Origin of the sequence: Pseudomonas sp. NPDC012596, assembly GCF_042902325.1 — a bacterium.
Classification (GTDB): domain Bacteria; phylum Pseudomonadota; class Gammaproteobacteria; order Pseudomonadales; family Pseudomonadaceae; genus Aquipseudomonas.
Genome location: NZ_JBIBEB010000006.1, coordinates 1 through 20,805 on the forward strand (window position 1 = coordinate 1; position 20,805 = coordinate 20,805).

Genomic DNA, 20,805 nt, shown 5'->3' on the forward strand with positions numbered 1-20,805 from the left:
GTACTTACCCATAGATCCCCCAAGGGTTGGATTGGTGTCCAACTTCTTGGGGGCAGTCCATTCTGTGGGAGCCGGCTTGCCGGCGATAGGGCCGGTATTGGCTACCTCAATTCCCCTGCCAGACCGCACCGGCAATATCCACCCGCTTGGGCAACAACCGGTTCTCGAAAAACAACGCGGCGGTACGCTGCTGCGCCGCCACGATCTCGTCACTCACCGCAATCACCGGCGATGCGGGCCGATGGCTGAAGCTGCGCCGCACCACCGCTTCCGGCAGGCCCATGAACTGCGCCAACAGCTGAATGCTGCCGGCTTCGTCGCTGCGTGTCAGCGCTTCGGCGCGGGTGATCTCGTCGAGCACCTGCTTGACGAACTCACCGTGGGCCTCGACATACCCGCGCGCACCCAGCATGAACGGCCCGATCAAGCCCAGCCCTTCGCCATCAGCCAGCAAGCGGGCCTTGCCTTCCAGGTCGATAGCCGAATAGAACGGGTCCCAGATCGCCCAGGCGTCCACGCTGCCACGCTCGAACGCAGCACGCGCATCCGCTGGCGCCAGGTACACCGGTTGCACGTCACGGATGCTCAGGCCGGCCTTGGCCAGGCTGCGCAACAGCAGGTTGTGCGCGCTGGAGCCCTTCTGCAGGGCTATGCGCTTGCCCTTGAGTTCGGCAACGGAGTTGACCGGGCTGCCCTTGGGCACGAGGATCACCTCGGCTTTCGGCTTCGGTGGTTCGGCGCCGATATACAACAGGTCGGCGCCGGCAGCCTGGGCGAAAATCGGCGGGATGTCGCCAGTGGAGCCTATGTCCAGGCTGCCGATGTTCAAGGCTTCGAGCATCTGCGGGCCGGCCGGAAACTCAATCCACTCGACCTGCGTGTTGGCAAAGCGCTGCTCCAGCAGGCGGTGCTGCTTGGCCAGCACCAGGCTGATCGAGCCCTTCTGGTAGCCGATGCGCAAGGTCGCAGGGTCGGCCGCGTGCACCGGGCCGGCCAGGGCCAGCAGTGCAACCAGGGCGAAACGTACAAGGCGCATTGATCACTCCTTCCAGTCGGTCGAGGGTTTTTCCCAGAGGTTGATCCCACCTTCCACGGCGTACTGGTCGATCTCGGCCAGCTCCTCGGCGCTGAACGCCAGGTTGTCGAGTGCGGCGACGTTCTCGATGATCTGCTCGGGCCGGCTGGCGCCGATCAGTGCCGAGCTTACCCGTGGATCGCGCAGGGTCCAGGCCAGGGCCAACTGGGCAAGGCTCTGGCCGCGGCGCTGGGCGATTTCGTTCAGGGCGCGGGCACGGGCGATGTTGGCCTCGGACAGGTGCTGGGGCAGTAACGAGCCACCGCCTGCCCGGTTCACCCGCGCATCGGCGGGGATGCCGTTGAGGTACTTGTCGCTGAGCAACCCCTGGGCCAGGGCGGTGAACACGATCACGCCGGCGCCTACCTCAGCCGTGGTGTCCAGCAGGTCATGCTCGATCCAGCGGTTGAACAGGTTGTACGAAGGCTGGTGAATCAGCAGCGGTACGTTCAGCTCGGCCAGCAGCGCGGCGATCTCGCGGGTCTTGCCGGCCGAGTAGGACGAGATGCCGATGTACAGCGCCTTGCCCTGGCGGACGATATCGGCCAGGGCGATGGCGGTCTCTTCAAGCGGCGTGTCGGCGTCGAAGCGGTGCGAGTAGAAAATGTCGACATAGTCCAGGCCCAGGCGCTGCAGGCTCTGGTCGAGGCTGGAGACCAGGTATTTGCGCGAACTGCCGCCCTGCCCGTACGGCCCCGGCCACATGTCCCAGCCCGCCTTGCTGGAGATGATCAGCTCGTCGCGGTAGCTGCGCAGGTCTTCGCGCAGCAGGCGGCCGAAGTTGGTCTCGGCGCTGCCGTAGGGTGGGCCATAGTTGTTGGCCAGGTCGAAGTGGTTGATACCGGCATCGAACGCAGTGCGCAGCAAGGCGCGCTGGTTGTCGATGGGTGTGGCATCGCCGAAGTTGTGCCACAGGCCCAGGGACAGGGCCGGCAGCACCAGGCCGCTGCGGCCGACACGGCGGTAAGGCATGCGCGCATAGCGCTCGGGGTGTGCGATGTAGCTCATGGTTGGCCTCGCTCGGCAAAGTTGGGGTTGACGGGGCGCGCCAGCCCCAGGTGCTCGCGCAGGGTGCGGCCCTGGTACTGGCGGCGGAACAGGCCACGGCGCTGCAGTTCGGGGACTACTTGGCTGGCGAAGTCCTCCAGGCCCTGTGGCAGGTGCGGCACCAGCACGTTGAAACCATCGGCGGCCCGGCCTTCGAACCAGGCCTGGAGTTGGTCGGCGATGTGCGATGGCGTGCCGACCAGGCTGTAATGCCCTCGCCCGCCGGCAATGCGCCGGCCCAGTTCAGCCAAGGTCAGTTGTTCATTGCCGGCCAGTTCGGTCAGCAGTTGCTGACGACTGCGCTGGCCGTCCTGGGTCGGCGGCAGCTCGGGCAATGGCCCGTCCAGCGGGTAGCCGGACAGGTCGAAGTTGCCCAGCATGCGCCCAAGCAAAGCGACGCCGACACGGGGATCGACCAAGTCCTGGAACTGCTGGAACTTGTCCTGCGCTTGGGCAGCACTGCGCCCCACCACGACAAACACGCCGGGCATGATTTTCAGCGAATCTTCGCCACGCCCATGCCGGGCCAGGCGGCCCTTGAGGTCGCTGTAGAAGGCCTGGGCGCGGGCCAGGCTGGGTTGGGCGGTGAATACCACTTCGGCGCTTTCGGCGGCCAGTTCGCGACCGGCCTCGGATGAGCCTGCCTGCACCAGCACCGGCCGCCCCTGCGGTGAACGGGCAACGTTGAGCGGCCCCTTGACGCGAAAGTGCTCCCCCGCGTGGTCCAGGGTGCGTACCGCGTCCGGGCGATGGAACTGGCCGCTGGCCTTGTCGCGCACAAAAGCGTCATCCGCCCAGCTGTCCCACAAGCCCTGCACCACCTGCTGGAACTCGCGGGCCCGGGCATAGCGCTCGGCGTGCGGTATATGCGCATCGCGGCCGAAGTTACCGGCCTCGGCGGCGGCATCGGAGGTGACCAGGTTCCAGCCGGCACGCCCGCCGGAAAGATGGTCCAGCGAAGCGTACTTGCGCGCCACGTGGTAGGGCTCGTTATAGCTGGTGGTGGCCGTGGCGATCAGGCCGATGCGTTCGGTCACCGCGCTCAGTGCCGACAGCAGGGTCAGGGGCTCGAAGTACACCGAGCGGGCGCTGTGGCTGGCCAGGGCATCGGTCGGCGCGGCGACGCTGTCGGCAACGAACAGCGCATCGAAACAGGCCGCCTCGGCGACTTGCGCGGCGCGCCGGTAGCTGGCGAAGTCCATCGGGTCGGCCGGCACATCCGGGTGGCGCCAGGCCGCCAGGTGGTGCCCGGTGGCCATGAGGAAGGCGCCGAGGCTCATTTGACGATTCATGTCGATCTCCTTGCAGGGGCCGCTGTGCGGCCCGTCGCCGGCAAGCCGGCTCCCACCGGTAAAAACGCGCTTAGAAATCCTTGCGAAGCTGCACGCCGAAATAGCGCCCGTCGTCGCGTGGCACCGAGCGGTAGATGTAATCCCCGCCACTGGCCAGCATTTGCGCGTACGACTTGTCACCGAGGTTCTTGCCCAACAGCGCCACGCGCCAGCCGTCGTTGTAGTCGGCCAGGGCAATGCTGGCGTTCCAGATGCCGTAGGCGCCCTGCACGGTGTCGGGGTTCTGATCGAGGCTGAACTGCACCTCGTCCTGCCAGCTGTAGTCGCTGGACAGCTCGATATCCAGGCCGTTGTCCAGCGGGATGGTGTAGTCGGCCCGCACGTAGGTTTTCCAGTCCGGGGTGAACGGCAGGTGGCCGCCATCAATGTTGCAGTTGGCCGCCGCGCCAACCGGGCAGTTGAAGTGGTCGACCCGGGCCTTGGTGTAGGCCATCGCCGCCGACAGCTTGAGCTGGCGGGTGGCCTGGAAGCTGGCGTCGAGCTCCACGCCCTGGGTCTTGACCTTGCCGGCGTTGACCAGGCGGGTGACCACCTGGTTGGCGACGGTGTCGAAGAAGTTGGCCTGGTAGTCGTCGTAGTCGGTGTGGAACACCGCGAGGTTGGCCATCAGGCGGTTGTCCAGCGCGGTGCCCTTGAGGCCGATTTCATAAGCGTCGGAAGTTTCAGGCTTGAGCGAATCGGTGTCGCGCGGCTGCATGTTGAAGAACACGTTGTAGGCCGGGCCTTTGTAGCCGCGCGAATAGGTCACGTAGCCGGTCAGGTTGTCGTTGAAGTCGTACTGCAGGCCGGTGCGGCCGCTCCAGCCGTCCTCGTCCACCGAGCCGGAGCTGGACGTGGATGGCTGGATGCCGGTCACGGCAGTGGCCGATGTGGAGACGCGACGGTGGTCATAGTCGAGGTCGTCGTGGGTCCAGCGCAGGCCGAAGATGGCACGCAAGTCGTCGGTGAAGTTGAAGGTGTTTTCGCCGAACAGGGCGACGCTGTCGTTGGTGGTGGAATAATCCGCCCGCCCGCGGTTGGCCACGGCATCATTGACCGACAGGCGCTGGTAGGTTTCGTTGGACGTGCCATGCATGTAGAAGGCGCCCAGCACGTATTCGTTGAACTGCCCCTTGGGCGAGGTCAGGCGAAACTCTTGGCTGTACTGGTCGTAATCAACCGTGCCCTTGTCGTGGGAGGCGGTCACGGGCAGCAAGGCACGGCGATCGCCGTCCTGGTACTGGGTGTTGTCCCAGCCGCGCCAGGCGCTGATCGACGTCAGGGTGTAATCGCCCAATTGCCAGTCGAGCTGGGCCGACAGGCCCTGGTTCTCGTCTTCGACATGGGTTTTGAAGTCGCTGTTGATGTCGCGGTTGTGGGCGCTTGGCGTTACCGGGCGAAGCTGGTTGGTGAAGCCGGTACTGGCGCGGGTGACCACGCCGCTGGGCAAGGTGTCTTCACCCTTCATGTAGTCGGCGATCAGGGTCAGGCGCAGGGCTTCGCTGGGCTCGAACTCCAGTTTGCCGCGCACACCCTTGCGCCCGTAGCCGTTGACGTCATGGCCATTGGCGACGTTCTCGACGTTGCCGTCGTAGTCGCCCCACAAGGTGCTCAACGAGCCCTTGAGCTGCTCGGTCAGGCGCCCGCCAATGCCAAAGCGCAGGCGGTTTTCGTCACCCCCGCCGAAGTGTGAATAGTCAACGTAGCCCTGGGTGTGCTCGGGGATGGCTTTACTCACCACGTTTAACACACCGGCCGAGGCATTCTTGCCGAACAGCGTGCCCTGCGGGCCGCGCAGCACTTCGATGCGCTCAAGGTCGAGCAGGTCGAGGGTGGACTGGCCAGGGCGGCCAAACACCACGCCATCCACCACCGTGGCCACGGTAGGCTCCACGCCTGGGGACGTGGAGATGGTGCCCACGCCACGGATGAACAGCGATGTGTCCTTGTTCGAAGCACCGGCACGGTAGTTGAGGGTGGGTACTTGCTGGACGATGCTGGCAACGTTGTTGCGGTTGTCACGCTCAAGCTGTTCGCCATCGACCACCGACACCGCCACCGGCACTTCCTGCAGGGTCGATTCACGGCGGGTGGCGGTGACGGTCACCGCGCCCAGCGAAGTGGCCTGTGGGGCTTGCTCGACCGTCTCGGCGGCCTGGGCCCATTGGCCGACGGCGGCCAGCAGCACGGCGGCAGCCAAAGGGTGGCGTTGGGTAAAGGGGAAGGCGCTACGGCTTATATGCATGATGCTCACTCTGCCAATCGAGACCAGACCAGGCCCAGGCACGGGCCGACACGGATGTTGCTGTGGTTGTCTGGTCTCGCTCGTGCGAGTGGCAGGCGCTTGCCAACAGCAGCGCTTGTTAGCGCTAACATGAGCAAGTATCAGGACCGCTGCTTAGCAGGTCAAATACTAAAAAAGCAGATTTATATGCCATTAAGCTATTTGCCAGCGGCGTGCACGTTAGCGCTAACATCGCGGCATTTCATCCAGGAATCCGCCTGTGAGCCAAGCCAAGGATTCACCCCGCAAACGCCGTGGCGCCGGCCGCGTCACCCTCGCCGAAGTGGCGCGCGCGGCCGAGGTTTCGGCCATCAGCGTTTCGCGCTACTTCAACCAGCCCGAGCAGGTGTCAACGCCCCTGCGCGAACGCATCGAGGCCGCCGTGCAAGCATTGGGTTATGTACCCAACCTGGTGGCTGGCGGCCTGGCGTCGGCCCGCGGGCGAATCGTCGGCATGGTGATCCCGAACATCTCCGGACCGATCTTCGCCCAAACCATCCAGGCCTTCAGCGACACCCTCAGCCAGCACGGCTATCAGCTGCTCCTGGCTTCCAGTTACTTCGATGAGGCGCAGGAAGAAAGCGCCGTGCGTGCGTTTCTGGGGTGGTCGCCTGCTGCGCTGGTTGTCACCAGCCGTTTTCACAGCCCGGGCACCGAAAAAATGCTGGCGGACGCCGACGTGCCGGTGGTGGAGATCTGGGACTACAGCCCGCAGCGGTCGCCTTTGCAGGTTGGTTTTTTGCATCACCAGGTGGGTGTGCAGGCCTGCCGTTACCTGCTGGACAAGGGCCACCGACGGATCGCCTTCGTGCAGAACAGCGCTGCGGGCGACCTGAGTGCCCTGGAGCGGCGCGACGGTTACATCGAAACGCTCAAGGCAGCCGGGCTAGAGCCATGGGTGTTTGTGCCGTCTGCCAATACCGCTCCGTTCGAAGCGGGCAAGCAGGCCATGGAGGCATTGATTCGGCGCAGCCCACGGCCGCAGGCGATCATCTTCGCCAACGACAACCTGGCTGCAGGTGCCCTCCTCGCCGGCCAGCGCGCCGGGCTGCGGCTGCCCGAGGACATGGCAATCGTGGGGTTTGGTGACTATGCGTTTGCCGAAATGCTGTTGCCGAGCCTGACCACCTTGCGCCCGCCATCGCGGCAGATCGGCGAGTTGGCTGCGTTGCGGGTACTGCAGCACCTGGGGGCCGTGGCGCATGAGGGTGAGGTGCAACGCCTGAACTTGCTGGAATGTGAGCTGATAGGCCGTGAAAGTGCGTAGCGCGCTGGCCAGGTGTAAACGGTGGGCTGGCCGCGGGATGTGCAGCCAGCCCACCGGCGCTGTTGTTACTCAATGACCCCGCAGGCAAACCGTGCACCACCGCCACCGAGTTTCTCGGGGTGATCGCTGTGGTTATCACCCCCGGCATGCACCATCAGCGCATGCCCTTTGAAATCAGCCGCCTTCAGGCGTGGCGCCAATACCGGGTAAGTGGCCTTGCCGTCAGCGCCGACATACAGCGCTGGCAGGTCACCGCGGTGGCCGCTGTCGTCGTAAGGGCCCTTGTGCGCATTGGTCTTGTCCGGGTCCCAATGGCCGCCCGCTGCGCCTGCCGGCACGGGCTTGCCGTTCTCGTCGGCCGGTGCACACGAGGGGTTCTGGTGCAGGTGAAAGCCATGCACACCTGGCGGCAGGTCCTTGAGGTCCGGCGTGAGCACGGTGCCATATTTGTTCTGTTCGATGCTGATGGTGCCGATCACTTTGCCGGGGCCATCGGGCCCAGCCAGCTTGAGCTCAACCGTCTGCGCGGCCTGAGCGAGGCCGGCGGTGGCCAGTAACGCGGTGAATAGCACTGCTTTCATGTCGTGTCTCCATGGCTTGGGATGCGCGGGTGTCGTACCCACATAACAGGTGGGACTGCGCAGGTTGCCAGGCATTCCATCCGGCCACAGAATGAAATACTTCCTTCCGGAGCCTGTCCGCGTGTCCCTCAAAGCCTTGCGTACCCTCGTGACCATCGCTCGCCATGGCACCTTCGCGCGTGCCGCCGACCTGCTCAGCCTCACGCCCTCGGCGGTGAGTTTGCACATCAAGACGCTGGAGGATGAGCTGCAGGTGGCATTGTTCGACCGCAGCCGCCGGCAGGTGGTGCTGACCGAGGCTGGGCAGCTGGCCGTCGCGCGGGCCGAAACCATCCTGGCGGCCTACGACGAACTGGCCGATGCCCTGGCCAGCGGCCCAAGCCTGCGCGGCCGGCTGCGCCTGGGCGCGATCCATACGGTATTGGCCCGGCGCCTGCCCAAAGCGCTGGTGTGGATCAAGGCACATCACCCTGACCTGCACATCAGCGTGGCGTCGGGCATGTCGGCGGAACTGGCGCGGCGCATAGAGGACGGCGACCTGGATGCTGCCATCACCACCGAGCCAGTCAGCCCCTACCCGCAGAGCCTGGACTTCACCCCCTTGTTCGAGGACCGCTTCTGGGCCATTGCCAGCCCCGAGCTCGCTGGCCAGAGCCTGCCGCAGCTGTTGGCCAGCCAGCCGTTTCTGCGCTTCGACAAGCGCGCCTGGGCTGGCCGGCAGATCGAACAGGAACTGCGCCGCCAGCACCTGCAGGTCAGCGAACAGATGGAGCTCGACAGCCAGGAAGCGCTGGCGCACATGGCGGTGATGGGCCTGGGGGTTGCGATCATCCCCATGTCGGACGAAGACCTGCAGCGCTTGCCGGCGGCCACCTGCCTGCCGTTTGGCGAACCGCAGCTGAAACGGCGGGTGGTGTTGCTGGAGCATGAGAAAAGCCAGCGACGGCATCTGAGTGCAGTGTTGAAGACCGCACTGGAAGCTTGATCGGGCTGCGATAATCCTGCAGTTTTTCTCAACAGTCACTGCAGAAATCAGCGTTTTTACCAATCAGTCAGCCAAGCTACGCTGTGCCGGTACCCGACCACGGACCGTCACCCATGCTCCAGTTGCTGCTGACCACCTTGCTGCCCATCGTTCTGTTGATCGCCCTGGGTACCCTGCTGCGCGTGCGTGGTTTTCTCGGGGAGAATTTCTGGCCGGGCGCGGAGCGCCTGAGCTACTACGTGCTGCTGCCCTCGCTGTTTCTCCACGGCCTGGCCACCGCCAACCTCGATGGCGTGCCGGTGCTGGGCATGGTCGGCGTGCTGATGCTCTCGACCGTGCTCGGCGCTGCGCTGCTGGTGCTCTATCAGGGCGCGGTGAACCACGACGGTGCGGACTTCACGTCGGTGTTCCAAGGCGGCGTGCGTTTCAACAATTACATCGGCGCCACGTTGGCTGCGGGTATCTACGGCAGTGCCGGCATTGCACTGGCGGCGGTGGCCAATGCCGCCATCGTGCCGTTGGTGAACCTGCTGTGTGTGCTGGTGTTCGCTCGTTTCAGTGCACGCCATAGCTCCCCGGCCACGGTGCTGCGGGCGATCTTCGCCAACCCGCTGATCGTCGGCTGTGCCGGTGGGTTGCTGCTGCGCGTCACTGGCCTGGGCTTGCCGGCAGGTATCGGGCCGACGGTCAAAGCATTGGGCCAGGCTGCCCTGCCCCTTGGCCTGCTGTGCGTCGGCGCCGCGCTGGGTGGCGCCAGCATCGGCCGGCAGGTGCGGCCGCTGCTGGCCGCCTCGATGTTCAAATTCCTGATCATGCCCTTGACCACCTGGGGCCTGTGCCGCCTGCTTGGCCTGGGCGGTCAGGCGGCGGTAGTGGCGGTGCTGTTCCAGGCGCTGCCGACGGCTTCGTCGTCCTATGTGATGGCACGGCAAATGGGCGGCAACGCACCGTTGATGGCGACCATCATCGCCCTGCAGACGGTGGCCGCCGCCGTCACCTTGCCCTTGGTGTTAATGCTTTCGCTGAATTGAATACGCTTGGCTAGACTGTCAAGCAACCCACAGTTCGGAACCTCGACCATGCGCCTTTCGTGGATGGTGATCGGCTTGACCTCGGCCCTGCTCGCAGGCCCTACACATGCCGCCGACACTGCCAAGGCCGCAGTGGCCGAAGACAAGGCAGAGGTGCTGGAAAAAAAAGTGGTCGAGGACGCGCCACCACCGAAAAAGGCCGAAACGCTCACGCCCGTCGAGGTCAAGGCGGTCGACCCGGCAGGCCAGGCACCGATGGACGACAGCATCACTTGCCTGGCACGCACCATCTACTGGGAAGCCAAAGGCGCCGATGAAAAGGACATGAGCGCAGTGGCCAGCGTGGTGCTCAACCGATTGGGCAAGGACGGCTTCCCCGACTCGATCTGCGGTGTGGTCAAGCAGGGTGTGGAGAGCAAGTCCTGCCAGTTTTCCTGGTGGTGTGACGGGCGCTCCGACCAAGTCGAGGAAAAGCCGCGCTATGACATCGCCAAAGAGATTGCGCGCAAGGCGCTCAACCAGCAGCTCAAGGACAGCACCGGTGGCGCACTGTATTTCCATGACCGCAGAGTGCGCCCGGACTGGGCCAAGGCCTACCGCAGGACCGCCGAGACTCGACACTTCCTCTTCTACAAGCCGAACCAGGCACTGGCGCGCTGACCCGAGCCGTTCACCAGGCAGTGGTCGCCCTGAGCCTGGCGACCACTGCTTTCTCGGCACAGTTACGAATGATTACCAAACCGTCGCACTTTTCAGGCCCACAGTGGTCTACTCCCTCTTTTGCCACCTTCAAGCCTTTGCTGGCGTTTTCATTGCTTTGCACGACACCGGGCCAAAAGCCTTGGGCTTGTGTAGGATGAGCAGCGCATACCAAGACGCTGCCAGTCACAGGGAGATCCACATGCGCGTCCTGTCATCCGTTGCCGCCTTGTCGCTGGGCCTGGTCGTTTCGACTTCAAGCCTGGCGGCCACCGGCGAAGAGGCGCAACTGATCGATTCGATCAATGCCTACCGCAGCCAGGCTCAGCCTTGCGGCGGCGAAGCATCGCTGGAGCTGCCACCGCTCAACAGCGATACCCGCCTGGCGCTGTCGCCAGAAGGCACCCGCGACCTGCAGCAGGCCATGACCCGTGCCGCCTACCCGATGGTCAACGTGCAGGCCATCAGCCTGTCCGGCCCGCGCGATGCCCGCGCCGCCATGCACGCCATCGAAGAAAGCTTCTGCCAGGTGGTGCTCGACCCGCAATTCGTCGACATTGGCGTCAGCCAGGAGGGCCGCGACTGGCGCGTGGTGCTGGCGCGCCCCCTGCTTAGCGGGCGCCTCGGCGACTGGCAGGCCGAGGGGCAGAAGCTGATGCAGGCGATCAACGTTGCACGCAAGGCCCCGCGCCAATGCGGTGGCCAGCCGTTCGCCGCAGCCCCTGCGCTTAGCTGGAGCACTGCCCTGGCGGGGGTCGCGGCCAACCATACGCGGGCCATGGCCAACCAGAACTTCTTCGACCACATCGACCGCGACGGGCGCACGCCGGGCGACCGTGCGGAGCTGGCGGGCTACCTGTACCAACAGATTGGCGAGAATATCGCCGCCGGGCGCGACACCGCGCAGAAAGTGGTCGATGGCTGGCTGGCCAGCCCCGGGCATTGCGCCACGTTGATGAACCCGGACTTCCGTGAGGTCGGTGCTGCTTATGCGGTGGACCCGAAGAGCGATGCGGGCATCTACTGGACGGGGTTGTTCGGTACCCCGCAGTGACCATCACGCCGTAGCGCCAGCGCCGTGCAGCCAAACCGCCGGCGCACGCACCGGCCCAGGTAGCTTGCATCGCCCAACCCCACCTCGTCGGCGATTTGCGCAAGGCTGTGGCTGGAATTGAGCAGGCGCCAACGGGCCTGCTGCAGGCGCATTTCCAACCACCAGGCCTTGGCGCTCATGCCGTGGCTGGCCTGGAACTGCCGGTCCAGTTGCCGTCGGCTGATCGCCAGTTCCGCGGCCAGTTGTTCGATAGTCAAACGCTCCCCTAAATGATGGCGCATCAACGCCAATGCACGTTGTACCTGGCGCCCATGCGCCGCCTCGGCGTCCAGTGATCGCAAGGCGTGGCGGCTATCGCGGGACTCATCCACCAGCATGTCGGCCAGGCCTTTGAGCGCGCGCGCCCGCCCGCAGGCGGCCGCCAGCAGGGCTACCGCGAGGTCGATGGCCGCGGTACCGCCGGCACAGGTAATACGTGCACCGTCGATGCAGTACAGCTGCTCGTGCAGCAACTGCAGCTGGGGAAATGAGGCGCGAAACTCAGCTTCATGCCGCCAATGCACAACCACTTTGTAGCCGTCCAGCAAGCCACAGGCCGCCAGCAGAAAAGCCGCGTTGTCGATGGCCACGAGCTTGACGCCCGCCTTGGCGGCGCGCTTGAGCAGGCTTTTATAGCGTGGCGCGAGGCCGGCAGTGGCCGCGGCATTGCGGCTGCCGAACAGCACCAGGTAGTCGTAGTCGGCCAACGCGAGCTGCTCGGCAATCGCTTCCACCTGCATCACCGCGCCGCTGCTCGACACCACGGGCTCGCGGGTGAGCCCGGCCAGTGTCCAGCTGCAATAGCGTTGGCGGCTGTAGTCTTCGTCGTCGGCACTGAAGCGCAGCTTGTCAAGAAACGCACCGAACGGCAGCAAGGCGAAGTCCGGCAATGGCAGGATCAACAGGCGAATATCGGGGGGCATGCAAGAATGTCCAGAAACAACCATCAGATGTCCGGATAATACCCTGCTTGTTCGGTGTGGTCGCTTAAACTGCGCCCTTGATCACTGACTACAGCAAGGCACTGACATGGCTCTGGACACCTGGCTTCTCTACCTGCTGGCGAGCATCGGCCTATCACTGACCCCCGGCCCGAACAGCCTGCTGGCCCTGACCCACGGCGCGCTGTATGGCGCGCGTCGCACCTTGTTCACCATCATTGGCGGGGTGTTCGGCTTCAGCGCATTGATCGCTTTGGCCATGTTCGGCCTCACTGCCCTGCTGCAGGCATCGGCGTCTGTACTGACCGTGCTGAAGTGGGTGGGCGGCGCGTATCTGCTGTGGCTGGGCATCCAGCTGTGGCGCAGCCCGGCGCTGCAGCTGGACGTGAATACGCGGGTTGCACGGCTGAGCAATGCCGGGATGTTCCGCCAAGGGTTACTGTCGGCCATGGCCAACCCCAAGGTGCTGTTGTTTTATGGGGCGTTCCTGCCACAGTTCATCGACCCGCAGCGGGGGTTGTTCGTGCAGTTCGTGATCATGGCAGCGACCTTCGCCAGCGTGGAATTCGTGGTCGAATACCTGCTGGCGCGGTTGGCGTTCCGTATCAAGCCTTGGCTGGCCAAGGGCGGTAGAGGTTTCAATCGGTGCTGCGGGGGCTTGTTTGCGTTGATTGGCGTGGCATTGCCGCTCGGGCGCTAGGGTTTGCGCCGCGAAGCCAGCAGGAACACCAGCAGCGCCAGGCCAGGCAAGGCGGCGCCCAGCACTGCCACGCCCTGCCAGCCATAATAGGTAAACAGCGCACTGGCCACTGCCGAGCCCACTGCCCCGCCGAGGAAGATGCTGGTCATGTACAGGGCATTGAGCCGCCCGCGGCTGGCTGGGTCCAGCGCATAGACCTCGCGCTGGCCGATCACCATGTTCATCTGCACGGCAAAATCCAACAATACGCCGGTGAGTCCCAGGCCGACCACGCTATACCCCGGGGTGGTCAACCCCAGCAGCAGCGCCGCGGGCGCCAGGATCAGGGCCAACAGTGAAGCGGCGCGGGCATGCCCGGCATCGGCCAGGCGGCCCGCCATCGGCGCTGCGACGGCGCCGACCGCGCCCACAAGGGCAAACAACGCGATCTGGCTTTGCGACAGGCCGTGCTCCGACGCCAGGGCCAGTGGTACTGCCGTCCAGTAGAGGCTGAAGGCCGCGAACATCAACGCCTGGTACAGTGAGCGCTGGCGCAGCACAGCGTGCTGGCGCAACAGGGCGATCAACGACACCATCAGCTGGGCATAGCTGGCCTTGTGGTCGGGAACTCGCCGCGGCAGGGTCAACGCCAACAGCAGGATGATCGCCAGCATCAGGCCCGCCGCACCGATGAACACCGTGCGCCAGCCGAAATGGTCAGCCACCAGGCTCGACAGCGGCCGCGCCAGCAGGATGCCCAGCAGCAGGCCACCCATGATGTTGCCCACCACCCGGCCGCGCTGTTGCTCCGGCGCCAGGTGCGCAGCCAGCGGGATAAGCATCTGCACCGCCACCGAACTGAAGCCGATCAGCAAGGCGTAGCCGAGAAACAACTGCCCCTGACCCTGGCCGCTCGTGCCTGCCAACAGCAGGCTCACGCAAGCAAGTACTGCGGTGACGATCATCAAGCGGCGGTTTTCAACCAGGTCGGCCAACGGCACCAGCAACAACAGGCCCAGTGCATAGCCCAATTGGGTCAGTGAGACGATCAGGCTGGCCCGCTCGCTGGACAAGCCAAGGTCCGGGGCAATCAGCCCGACGATAGGTTGGGCATAGTAGATATTGGCGACGATCGCGCCGCAGCAGAACGCCAGCAGCGTAACCAGGGCGCGGCTCAGGCCCGGCGCTGTGGCCTGGGTGGCGGCAAGAGAGGGGTTCATGCGAGATTCCTCGGCATTGGGGTGGAATATGCCGGGCACATTAGCGGGGCCGTGCTGGCAAGGGAATCCAGGCGCGGCGCAACGAGCCTTTGCGCCCGGCGCAACGCCAGCAGCTCAAGGCGCTATCAGGCCTTCGCAGAACGTGATGAAGGCCTGAACGCGCCGTGACCCGCGATGGTTGGGTAAGTACAAGGCATTGATGCTGTCGTTGGCGGCCCCAGGGCTGATCCGCCAATCGCTGAACAGCCGCTGCAAGCGGCCAGCAAGCACGTCCTCGCGGACCAGCCAGTCGGCCAGCAGCGCGATGCCGCTGCCCGCCAATGCTGCTTCACGCAGCAGGTCGGCGTTGGCACTGCGCAGCGGGCCGCTCACGTCCAGTTCCAGGGCCTGGTCGCCGCGCTGCAACCACCAGGGCCGCGCCTTCTGCCCGTAGCGAAAGCGCAGGCAGGCGTGCTCCAGCAATTGCCCGGGGTGCTGCAACGCTTCGCGCCCAGCCAGGTATTCAGGGCTGGCCACCAACCAACGCTCGAAGCGGCCGAGCTGCCGGCACACCAGTTCGTCGTTCGGCGAAGGGTCGCCGAGGCGAATCGACAGGTCGTAGCGGCCGTCCAGCAGGTCGTCGAGACGGTCGCTCATGTCGATGTCCAGCTCCAGCGCAGGATGGCGCGCCAGAAACGGCCCGAGGTGCGGCGCTATCACGCGCCGGCCGAACTCCACCGGCAGGCACAGGCGCAGTACACCGACAGGCTCATTGCCACGGTCGGCGACACTGGCGTCGGCCTCTTCCAACGCTGCGAAGATGTCCCGTGCCCGGGCGTAATATCGGGCGCCGGCCTCAGTCAGGGTGACCTGGCGCGTGGAGCGGTTGAGCAATGTGGTACCGAGCGCCGACTCCAGTGCATCGACCAGGCGGGTCACCGACGAAGTGGCCACCCCAAGCGTGCGCGCTGCGGCGGAAAAGCCTTGGGCGTCGACGGTCGCGGTGAACATCTTCATCGCCAGCAGCTTGTCCATATGATTCCTTTTGCTTGAAGTCTCAGAAAAGTCCTACATCCTGGATGGGCGGTCAAGAAGCGCGCCGCCTTTCAATACGGTCCATAGTGAATTACCTCCCATAGAGTGAGTATTCCTATGCAACCCGCCAACGTGCTGACCCCCCTTCCCCCCTGCGACCCTGCCGCGCCCGAGTGGGTCGATGACCTGCTGCAACGCCCTGGGCTGCGCATCGAACGCATCGTTTCCAGCGGCCAGTGCAGCCCGCCAGGCTTCTGGTACGACCAGCCCGAAGGCGAATGGATCGTACTGCTGAGCGGCGGTGCCGGGCTGCGCCTGGAACATGAAGCGCACACCCGGCTGCTGGCGCCGGGTGATTGCCTCGACATCCCCGCCCATTGCCGCCATCGCGTCGAGTGGACCGCCCCCGGCACCCACACTGTCTGGCTCGCCGTGTTCTACAGCAGCGCAGCGCCCTGGCCAGCCAGCTGACCTGACCCCTCCAAACAACCCTTTTTAACGCCTGCGCGGCTCCCGGCCATGGCGCAGTGCCCCCGCTCGCCTGTGAAACACCACTCACAGCCCGGCTTAAACCCCAACGCTGGACTCCCCCATGCATCACATCGCTACCGACCGCACGATCTGCAACGCCTTGCGCAGCTCCGCCTTCGGCCTGGGTGCCGCCTCCTTCTGCGGCACCGCGCTCGCCGCGCAACCGGCCATCGAACTGCAAGACACCGATGTCACAGCGCCCGCCGCCGTCAGCCCGCGCACCGAGCGCTCAGCGTCGGTCAAGCAGGTTGCACCGCTGCTCGACACACCGCAGACCATCACCGTGGTGCCTGCCCCCGTGCTTGCTCAGCAACAGGCGCTCAGCTTGCGCCAGGTGCTGTCGAATGTGTCTGGCATCACCTTCAATGCCGGTGAAGGCGGTGGCGGCTCGGGCGACAGCATCAACATCCGTGGCTTCTCGGCCAACAACAACATCCAGGTCGATGGCCTGCGCGACAGTGCCCAGACCACACGTTCCGACATGTTCAACACCGAGCAGGTCGAGGTCATCAAAGGCCCCAATTCGGTGTTTGGCGGTGCCGGCACTACCGGCGGCAGCATCAACCTCATCAGCAAGCAGCCGCAGTACCAGCCCTTTACCCACCTGGGTGGCAGCGTGGGCAGCGCCCACTATCAACGCCTGACCCTGGACAGCAACCAGCCACTGGGCAACATCGGCCAAGGCAGTGCAGTGCGCATCAACCTGATGGCGCACCGCAACGAGGTGCCTGGCCGCCCCAGCATCGACCAGCAGCGCTGGGGCATCGCGCCCGCGCTTCAGCTAGGCCTGAGCGACGCCACCTGGCTGACCCTGAGCGCCTTGCATCAGGTAGATGACAACCTGCCCGACTACGGTGTGCCAGCCCTGGATGGCAAGCGCCTGGCAGGTGTCGACCGCAAGGCCTACTTCGGCTGGAAAAACCTCGACAAGGAACACATCGAGCAGAACCAGTTCACGCTCAAGCTGGAGCACGACTTCAACGAGCAATTGCAGCTGCAGCAGCTGGCCCGCCATGGGCAGCTCAAGCGCGACACGGTGGTGTCCGCCTCCCATGTCAACGCCGAAGGTTTACCGCCTGGGCGTTACCGCCCGGCTGGGCCACAGGGGTATGGCCGCGACGCCAGCACCTACGTGTGGATCAGCCAGACCAGCCTGCTTGGCCACAATCAGTTGCTGGGCATGGGGCATGACTGGGTAGTTGGCGTTGAGTTGTCCCGCGAGACACTGGACTTGAACACCTACCATCACGGCCTAGGCAAAGAACTTTACCCAGGCGAGGGTTATGCGCTGGGCGATCCGCCCGGTTATTGGAGCGGGCCACAGCAAAAGGCTGTCATGGGATACAGCAAAACCGCGTTGAGCGACCAGGCACTCTACCTGTTCGACACCGTGGCGCTGAATGACGCCTGGAGCTTGCACCTTGGCCTGCGCCACGACCGCTTCACCGGCAGCGCCAAAGGGTACTCCTCGGCCAACGTTCGCAACTCGGCGCTCAACACCGAGGACAACACCCTGAGCAGCCGTGCGGGGTTGGTCTACTCGCCAACGGAGCATGGCCGCGTATACCTCGCCTGGGGCAATTCTTTCAACCCGTCGGCTGAAGCATTGGCCGGTAACGGGCGCGATCTAACCGTGGCAACCGCAGGCCTTGCCCCGGAAAGGAATCAGACCTGGGAGCTGGGCAGCAAGTGGGAGTTGCTTGACCAGCGGCTGGAACTGGATGCAGCGGTATTTCAAATCATCAAGAGCAACGCCCGCGAAGCCTTGGCGGACGGCTCCACCGAGTTGTCCGGCAAACAACGCGTTCAAGGCGTGGAGCTGGGGCTCACGGGCCACTTGAGCGAACGCTGGACGGTGTTTGCCAACTATACCTACCTGGACAGTGAAACCCTCGAAGCCGTCGCCGAGGGGAAGAGCTTCGGCAGCAAAGGCCAAGCCCTGGGCAATACACCGCCCCGCTCGATGAACCTCTGGACCACCTACCAGGTCGCCGATGCCTGGACCCTCGGCTACGGCGCCCGGCATGTCAGCAAGCGCAACGTGACCTCCAGCACCACCGCCAAGCTCGATGCCTACTGGCTTCACAATGCCATGCTCGGTTATCGAGTGAGCCGGCAACTGGACCTTCAGCTGAACGTCAACAACGTATTCGACAAGGCTTATGTTGAGCGGGTGCGTCAGCAGAGGGGCGGCGCTGCACGCTCATCGGCCATCGAGTACGGCGCGAGCCGGGCGGCAATCCTGACCGGCAATTATCGCTTCTGAGTAGAAAAGGGCCTGCTTTACTGCAGGCCTTCATGACTAAGACAAAAGTATGATCCACCTTGAACAACCACGATCAAACACGTGGTTTAGTGCAAACATAACCGCGTGATCTACACTTTTCGCGACAACCGCGCGAGTTCAACCCTGCGACAATCAGCCTCACAATATTATGTACTAACTTGTTAATTAGCTTGCTAAGGGCTTAAACTGCGCCCATTCCACCTGCTGAGATCCCTGGCATGAACGAAACACCGCGCGCCTCCGGCGCCACAAAAATCATTCTGGTCGGCTTGGGCGTTATCGTCGCCCTGCTCGGCCTTCTCCTGGCTGCTGGCGGCATCAAGCTGGCTGGCCTGGGCGGTTCCTGGTACTTCCTGATCGGCGGCTTGGCCATGGCCATCGCTGGGGTGCTCATCGCCCGGCGCAAAAAAGCTGGTGCCTGGCTGTACGCCGCTTTCCTGGTCGGTACTGCACTTTGGGCAGTGATCGACGCCGGGCTGGTGTTCTGGCCGCTGTTCTCGCGCCTGTTCATGTTCGGCGCAATCGGCATGGTCGTGGCACTGGTCTACCCGCTGCTGGTCCGCGCCAATGGCGGCAGCACCGGCCGTGGTGCCTACGGCATCGCCGGCGTGCTGGCCGTGGTGCTGGTGATCGCCGCCGGCAACATGTTCGTTGCCCACCCAAGCGTCGCGCCCACCGGCAAAGGCCCGGGCATGACCCCGGTAGAAGCCGGCAAGGAGCAGAAGGACTGGGCCCACTACGGTAATACCGAAGGTGGCAGCCGCTTCGCCGCGCTGGACCAGATCAACCGCGACAACGTCGACAAGCTCAAGGTGGCGTGGACCTACCACACCGGCGACGTAGCCATCAGCGACGGCAACGGTGCCGAAGACCAGCTGACCCCGCTGCAGGTCGGTAACAAGGTGTTCATCTGCACCCCGCACAACAACCTGATCGCGCTCGACGCCGACACCGGCAAAGAGCTGTGGAAGAACGAGATCAACGCCCAGTCCAAAGTCTGGCAGCGTTGCCGCGGCATGGCGTACTTCGACGCCACCGCGCCGATCGCCCAGCCAACCCAGCCGAACAGTTCGCCGATCACCGTCGGCAGCGTAGCGGCCGGTGCCAACTGCCAGCGTCGCCTGCTGACCAACACCATCGACGGCCGCCTGATCGCGGTTGATGCCGACACTGGTGAGTTCTGCCAGGGCTTCGGCAACAATGGCCAGGTCAACCTGATGGAAGGCCTCGGTGATGTGCCAGACTCCTTCTACCAGCTGTCCTCCGCGCCACTGATGGCCGGTACCACCGTGGTGGTTGGCGGGCGTGTCGCCGACAACGTCCAGACCGACATGCCAGGCGGCGTGATCCGTGGCTTCGACGTGATCACCGGGGCCATGCGCTGGGCTTTCGACCCGGGCAACCCGGAAGACCGCAACGCCCCGGCTGATGGCAGCACCTATGTGCGCAGCACCCCGAACAGCTGGGCGCCGATGTCCTACGACCCGGCGATGAACACCGTGTTCCTGCCGATGGGCTCGTCGTCCACCGACATCTACGGTGTCGAGCGCAACAAGCTGGACCACACTTACGGCGCTTCGGTGCTGGCCTTGGACGCGACCACTGGCAACGAGAAGTGGGTGTTCCAGACTGTGCACAACGACCTGTGGGACTTCGACCTGCCGATGCAGCCAAGCCTGATCGACTTCACCAAGGACGACGGCAAGTCGGTCCCTGCAGTCGTGATCGGCACCAAGGCCGGGCAGATCTACGTGCTCGACCGCGCCACCGGCAAGCCGCTGACCCAGGTCGACGAAGTACCGGTCAAGCCAAGCGACATCCCGAACGAACCGTACTCCCCAACCCAGCCTAAATCGGTGGGCATGCCGCAGATCGGCGCGCAGACCCTGACCGAATCGGACATGTGGGGCGCCACGCCTTACGACCAGCTGCTGTGCCGTATCGACTTCAAGAAGATGCGCTATGACGGCCTGTACACCGCACCGGGCACCGACATATCGCTGAGCTTCCCGGGTTCGCTGGGTGGCATGAACTGGGGCAGCCTCTCCACCGACCCGGTGCATGGTTTCATCTTCGTCAATGACATGCGCCTGGGCCTGTGGATCCAGATGATCCCGTCGCAGAACAAGGGCCAGGCCGCTTCCGGTGGCGAAGCGCTGAACACCGGCATGGGCGCTGTACCGCTCAAGGGCACCCCGTATGCGGTGAACAAGAACCGCTTCCTGTCGATCGCCGGCATCCCGTGCCAGGCACCGCCGTTCGGTACCCTCACCGCCATCGACATGAAGACCCGCCAGGTGGCCTGGCAGGTACCGGTCGGCACTGTTGAAGATACCGGCCCGCTCGGCATCCGCATGCACCTGCCGATCAAGATTGGCCTGCCAACCCTGGGCGGCACCCTGTCCACCCAAGGCGGCCTGGTGTTCATCGCCGGCACCCAGGACTTCTACCTGCGCGCCTACGACAGCAGCAACGGTAACGAAATCTGGAAGGCTCGCCTGCCGGTGGGCAGCCAGGGCGGCCCGATGACCTATGTCTCGCCGAAGACTGGCAAGCAGTACGTGGTAATCACTGCGGGCGGCGCCCGTCAGTCGACTGACCGTGGCGACTATGTGATTTCTTACGCTCTGCCGTAAACCGCGTCGCTTTCATCGCCGCCAAGCCGGCTCCCACAGGGTCGATGCAAACCCTTGTGGGGGCCGGCTTGCCGGCGATGAGGCCCTGAAAGTTCAACCGAGAC

Annotated in this window: 17 protein-coding genes; 9 read left to right on the forward strand and 8 right to left on the reverse strand. The window is 64.5% G+C overall.

Annotated features, from left to right (window positions below; all coding sequences use genetic code 11):
* Positions 1 to 106 precede the first annotated feature (106 nt).
* The 4 genes from ACFY68_RS09190 to ACFY68_RS09205 all read right to left on the reverse strand — a co-directional run bounded on the left by ACFY68_RS09190 (position 107) and on the right by ACFY68_RS09205 (position 5,698).
* On the reverse strand, positions 107 to 1,036 hold the full coding sequence (locus ACFY68_RS09190) for a sulfonate ABC transporter substrate-binding protein (RefSeq protein WP_387525886.1): 930 nt from the start codon (positions 1,034 to 1,036) through the stop codon (positions 107 to 109).
* Positions 1,037 to 1,039: 3 nt separating this feature from the next.
* Positions 1,040 to 2,083, reverse strand: a complete 1,044-nt coding sequence (gene mgrA, locus ACFY68_RS09195; RefSeq protein ID WP_387525889.1) for an L-glyceraldehyde 3-phosphate reductase — start codon at positions 2,081 to 2,083, stop codon at positions 1,040 to 1,042.
* Positions 2,080 to 3,414 (reverse strand): LLM class flavin-dependent oxidoreductase, encoded by a 1,335-nt coding sequence (locus ACFY68_RS09200; protein ID WP_387525892.1) that lies wholly within the window; start codon positions 3,412 to 3,414, stop codon positions 2,080 to 2,082. The genes mgrA and ACFY68_RS09200 overlap by 4 nt, the downstream gene beginning before the upstream one ends.
* 70 nt (positions 3,415 to 3,484) lie before the next feature.
* Complete coding sequence (locus ACFY68_RS09205; RefSeq protein WP_387525895.1) at positions 3,485 to 5,698, reverse strand: TonB-dependent receptor; 2,214 nt, start codon at positions 5,696 to 5,698, stop codon at positions 3,485 to 3,487.
* Positions 5,699 to 5,957: 259 nt separating this feature from the next.
* Here ACFY68_RS09205 and ACFY68_RS09210 point away from each other — a divergent pair, with 259 nt between their 5' ends.
* Positions 5,958 to 7,004 (forward strand): LacI family DNA-binding transcriptional regulator, encoded by a 1,047-nt coding sequence (locus tag ACFY68_RS09210; RefSeq protein WP_387525898.1) that lies wholly within the window; start codon positions 5,958 to 5,960, stop codon positions 7,002 to 7,004.
* Positions 7,005 to 7,069: 65 nt separating this feature from the next.
* Here the strand turns inward: ACFY68_RS09210 and sodC are convergent, their stop codons facing one another.
* Entirely contained in the window at positions 7,070 to 7,585 is a 516-nt protein-coding gene (gene sodC / locus ACFY68_RS09215; RefSeq protein ID WP_387525901.1) for a superoxide dismutase [Cu-Zn] SodC, read from the reverse strand.
* A 121-nt stretch (positions 7,586 to 7,706) separates the two neighbouring features.
* Here sodC and ACFY68_RS09220 point away from each other — a divergent pair, with 121 nt between their 5' ends.
* From ACFY68_RS09220 to ACFY68_RS09235, 4 genes are all read left to right on the forward strand, one after another.
* Positions 7,707 to 8,570, forward strand: coding sequence for a LysR family transcriptional regulator (locus ACFY68_RS09220; RefSeq protein ID WP_387525904.1), 864 nt, complete (start codon positions 7,707 to 7,709; stop codon positions 8,568 to 8,570).
* Positions 8,571 to 8,683: 113 nt separating this feature from the next.
* On the forward strand, positions 8,684 to 9,601 hold the full coding sequence (locus ACFY68_RS09225) for an AEC family transporter (protein ID WP_387525907.1): 918 nt from the start codon (positions 8,684 to 8,686) through the stop codon (positions 9,599 to 9,601).
* A 48-nt stretch (positions 9,602 to 9,649) separates the two neighbouring features.
* Positions 9,650 to 10,261 carry a cell wall hydrolase gene (locus ACFY68_RS09230; RefSeq protein WP_387525910.1) on the forward strand — a complete coding sequence of 204 codons (612 nt, stop codon included), beginning with the start codon at positions 9,650 to 9,652 and terminating at the stop codon, positions 10,259 to 10,261.
* A 241-nt stretch (positions 10,262 to 10,502) separates the two neighbouring features.
* Entirely contained in the window at positions 10,503 to 11,354 is an 852-nt protein-coding gene (locus ACFY68_RS09235) for a CAP domain-containing protein (RefSeq protein WP_346615838.1), read from the forward strand.
* Here the strand turns inward: ACFY68_RS09235 and ACFY68_RS09240 are convergent.
* Positions 11,321 to 12,316, reverse strand: coding sequence for a GlxA family transcriptional regulator (locus tag ACFY68_RS09240; RefSeq protein WP_387525914.1), 996 nt, complete (start codon positions 12,314 to 12,316; stop codon positions 11,321 to 11,323). The genes ACFY68_RS09235 and ACFY68_RS09240 overlap by 34 nt on opposite strands.
* Before the next feature lie 106 nt (positions 12,317 to 12,422).
* Between ACFY68_RS09240 and ACFY68_RS09245 the strand changes: the two genes are divergently transcribed.
* Positions 12,423 to 13,034 carry a LysE family translocator gene (locus tag ACFY68_RS09245; RefSeq protein WP_387525917.1) on the forward strand — a complete coding sequence of 204 codons (612 nt, stop codon included), beginning with the start codon at positions 12,423 to 12,425 and terminating at the stop codon, positions 13,032 to 13,034.
* Here ACFY68_RS09245 and ACFY68_RS09250 read toward each other — a convergent pair.
* The gene (locus tag ACFY68_RS09250; protein WP_387525920.1) at positions 13,031 to 14,233 is read right to left on the reverse strand and encodes an MFS transporter; all 1,203 of its coding nucleotides are present in this window, start codon (positions 14,231 to 14,233) and stop codon (positions 13,031 to 13,033) included. The genes ACFY68_RS09245 and ACFY68_RS09250 overlap by 4 nt on opposite strands.
* Before the next feature lie 114 nt (positions 14,234 to 14,347).
* Positions 14,348 to 15,247: a LysR family transcriptional regulator gene (locus ACFY68_RS09255; RefSeq protein ID WP_387525923.1), complete on the reverse strand. Its 900-nt coding sequence runs from the start codon at positions 15,245 to 15,247 to the stop codon at positions 14,348 to 14,350.
* A gap of 117 nt (positions 15,248 to 15,364) precedes the next feature.
* Here ACFY68_RS09255 and ACFY68_RS09260 point away from each other — a divergent pair, with 117 nt between their 5' ends.
* From ACFY68_RS09260 to ACFY68_RS09270, 3 genes are all read left to right on the forward strand, one after another.
* Positions 15,365 to 15,718, forward strand: coding sequence for a cupin (locus ACFY68_RS09260; protein WP_387525926.1), 354 nt, complete (start codon positions 15,365 to 15,367; stop codon positions 15,716 to 15,718).
* 121 nt (positions 15,719 to 15,839) lie between these two features.
* Complete coding sequence (locus ACFY68_RS09265) at positions 15,840 to 18,044, forward strand: TonB-dependent receptor (RefSeq protein WP_387525929.1); 2,205 nt, start codon at positions 15,840 to 15,842, stop codon at positions 18,042 to 18,044.
* Between the two features lie 239 nt (positions 18,045 to 18,283).
* On the forward strand, positions 18,284 to 20,701 hold the full coding sequence (locus ACFY68_RS09270; RefSeq protein WP_387525932.1) for a glucose/quinate/shikimate family membrane-bound PQQ-dependent dehydrogenase: 2,418 nt from the start codon (positions 18,284 to 18,286) through the stop codon (positions 20,699 to 20,701).
* Positions 20,702 to 20,805 lie beyond the last annotated feature (104 nt).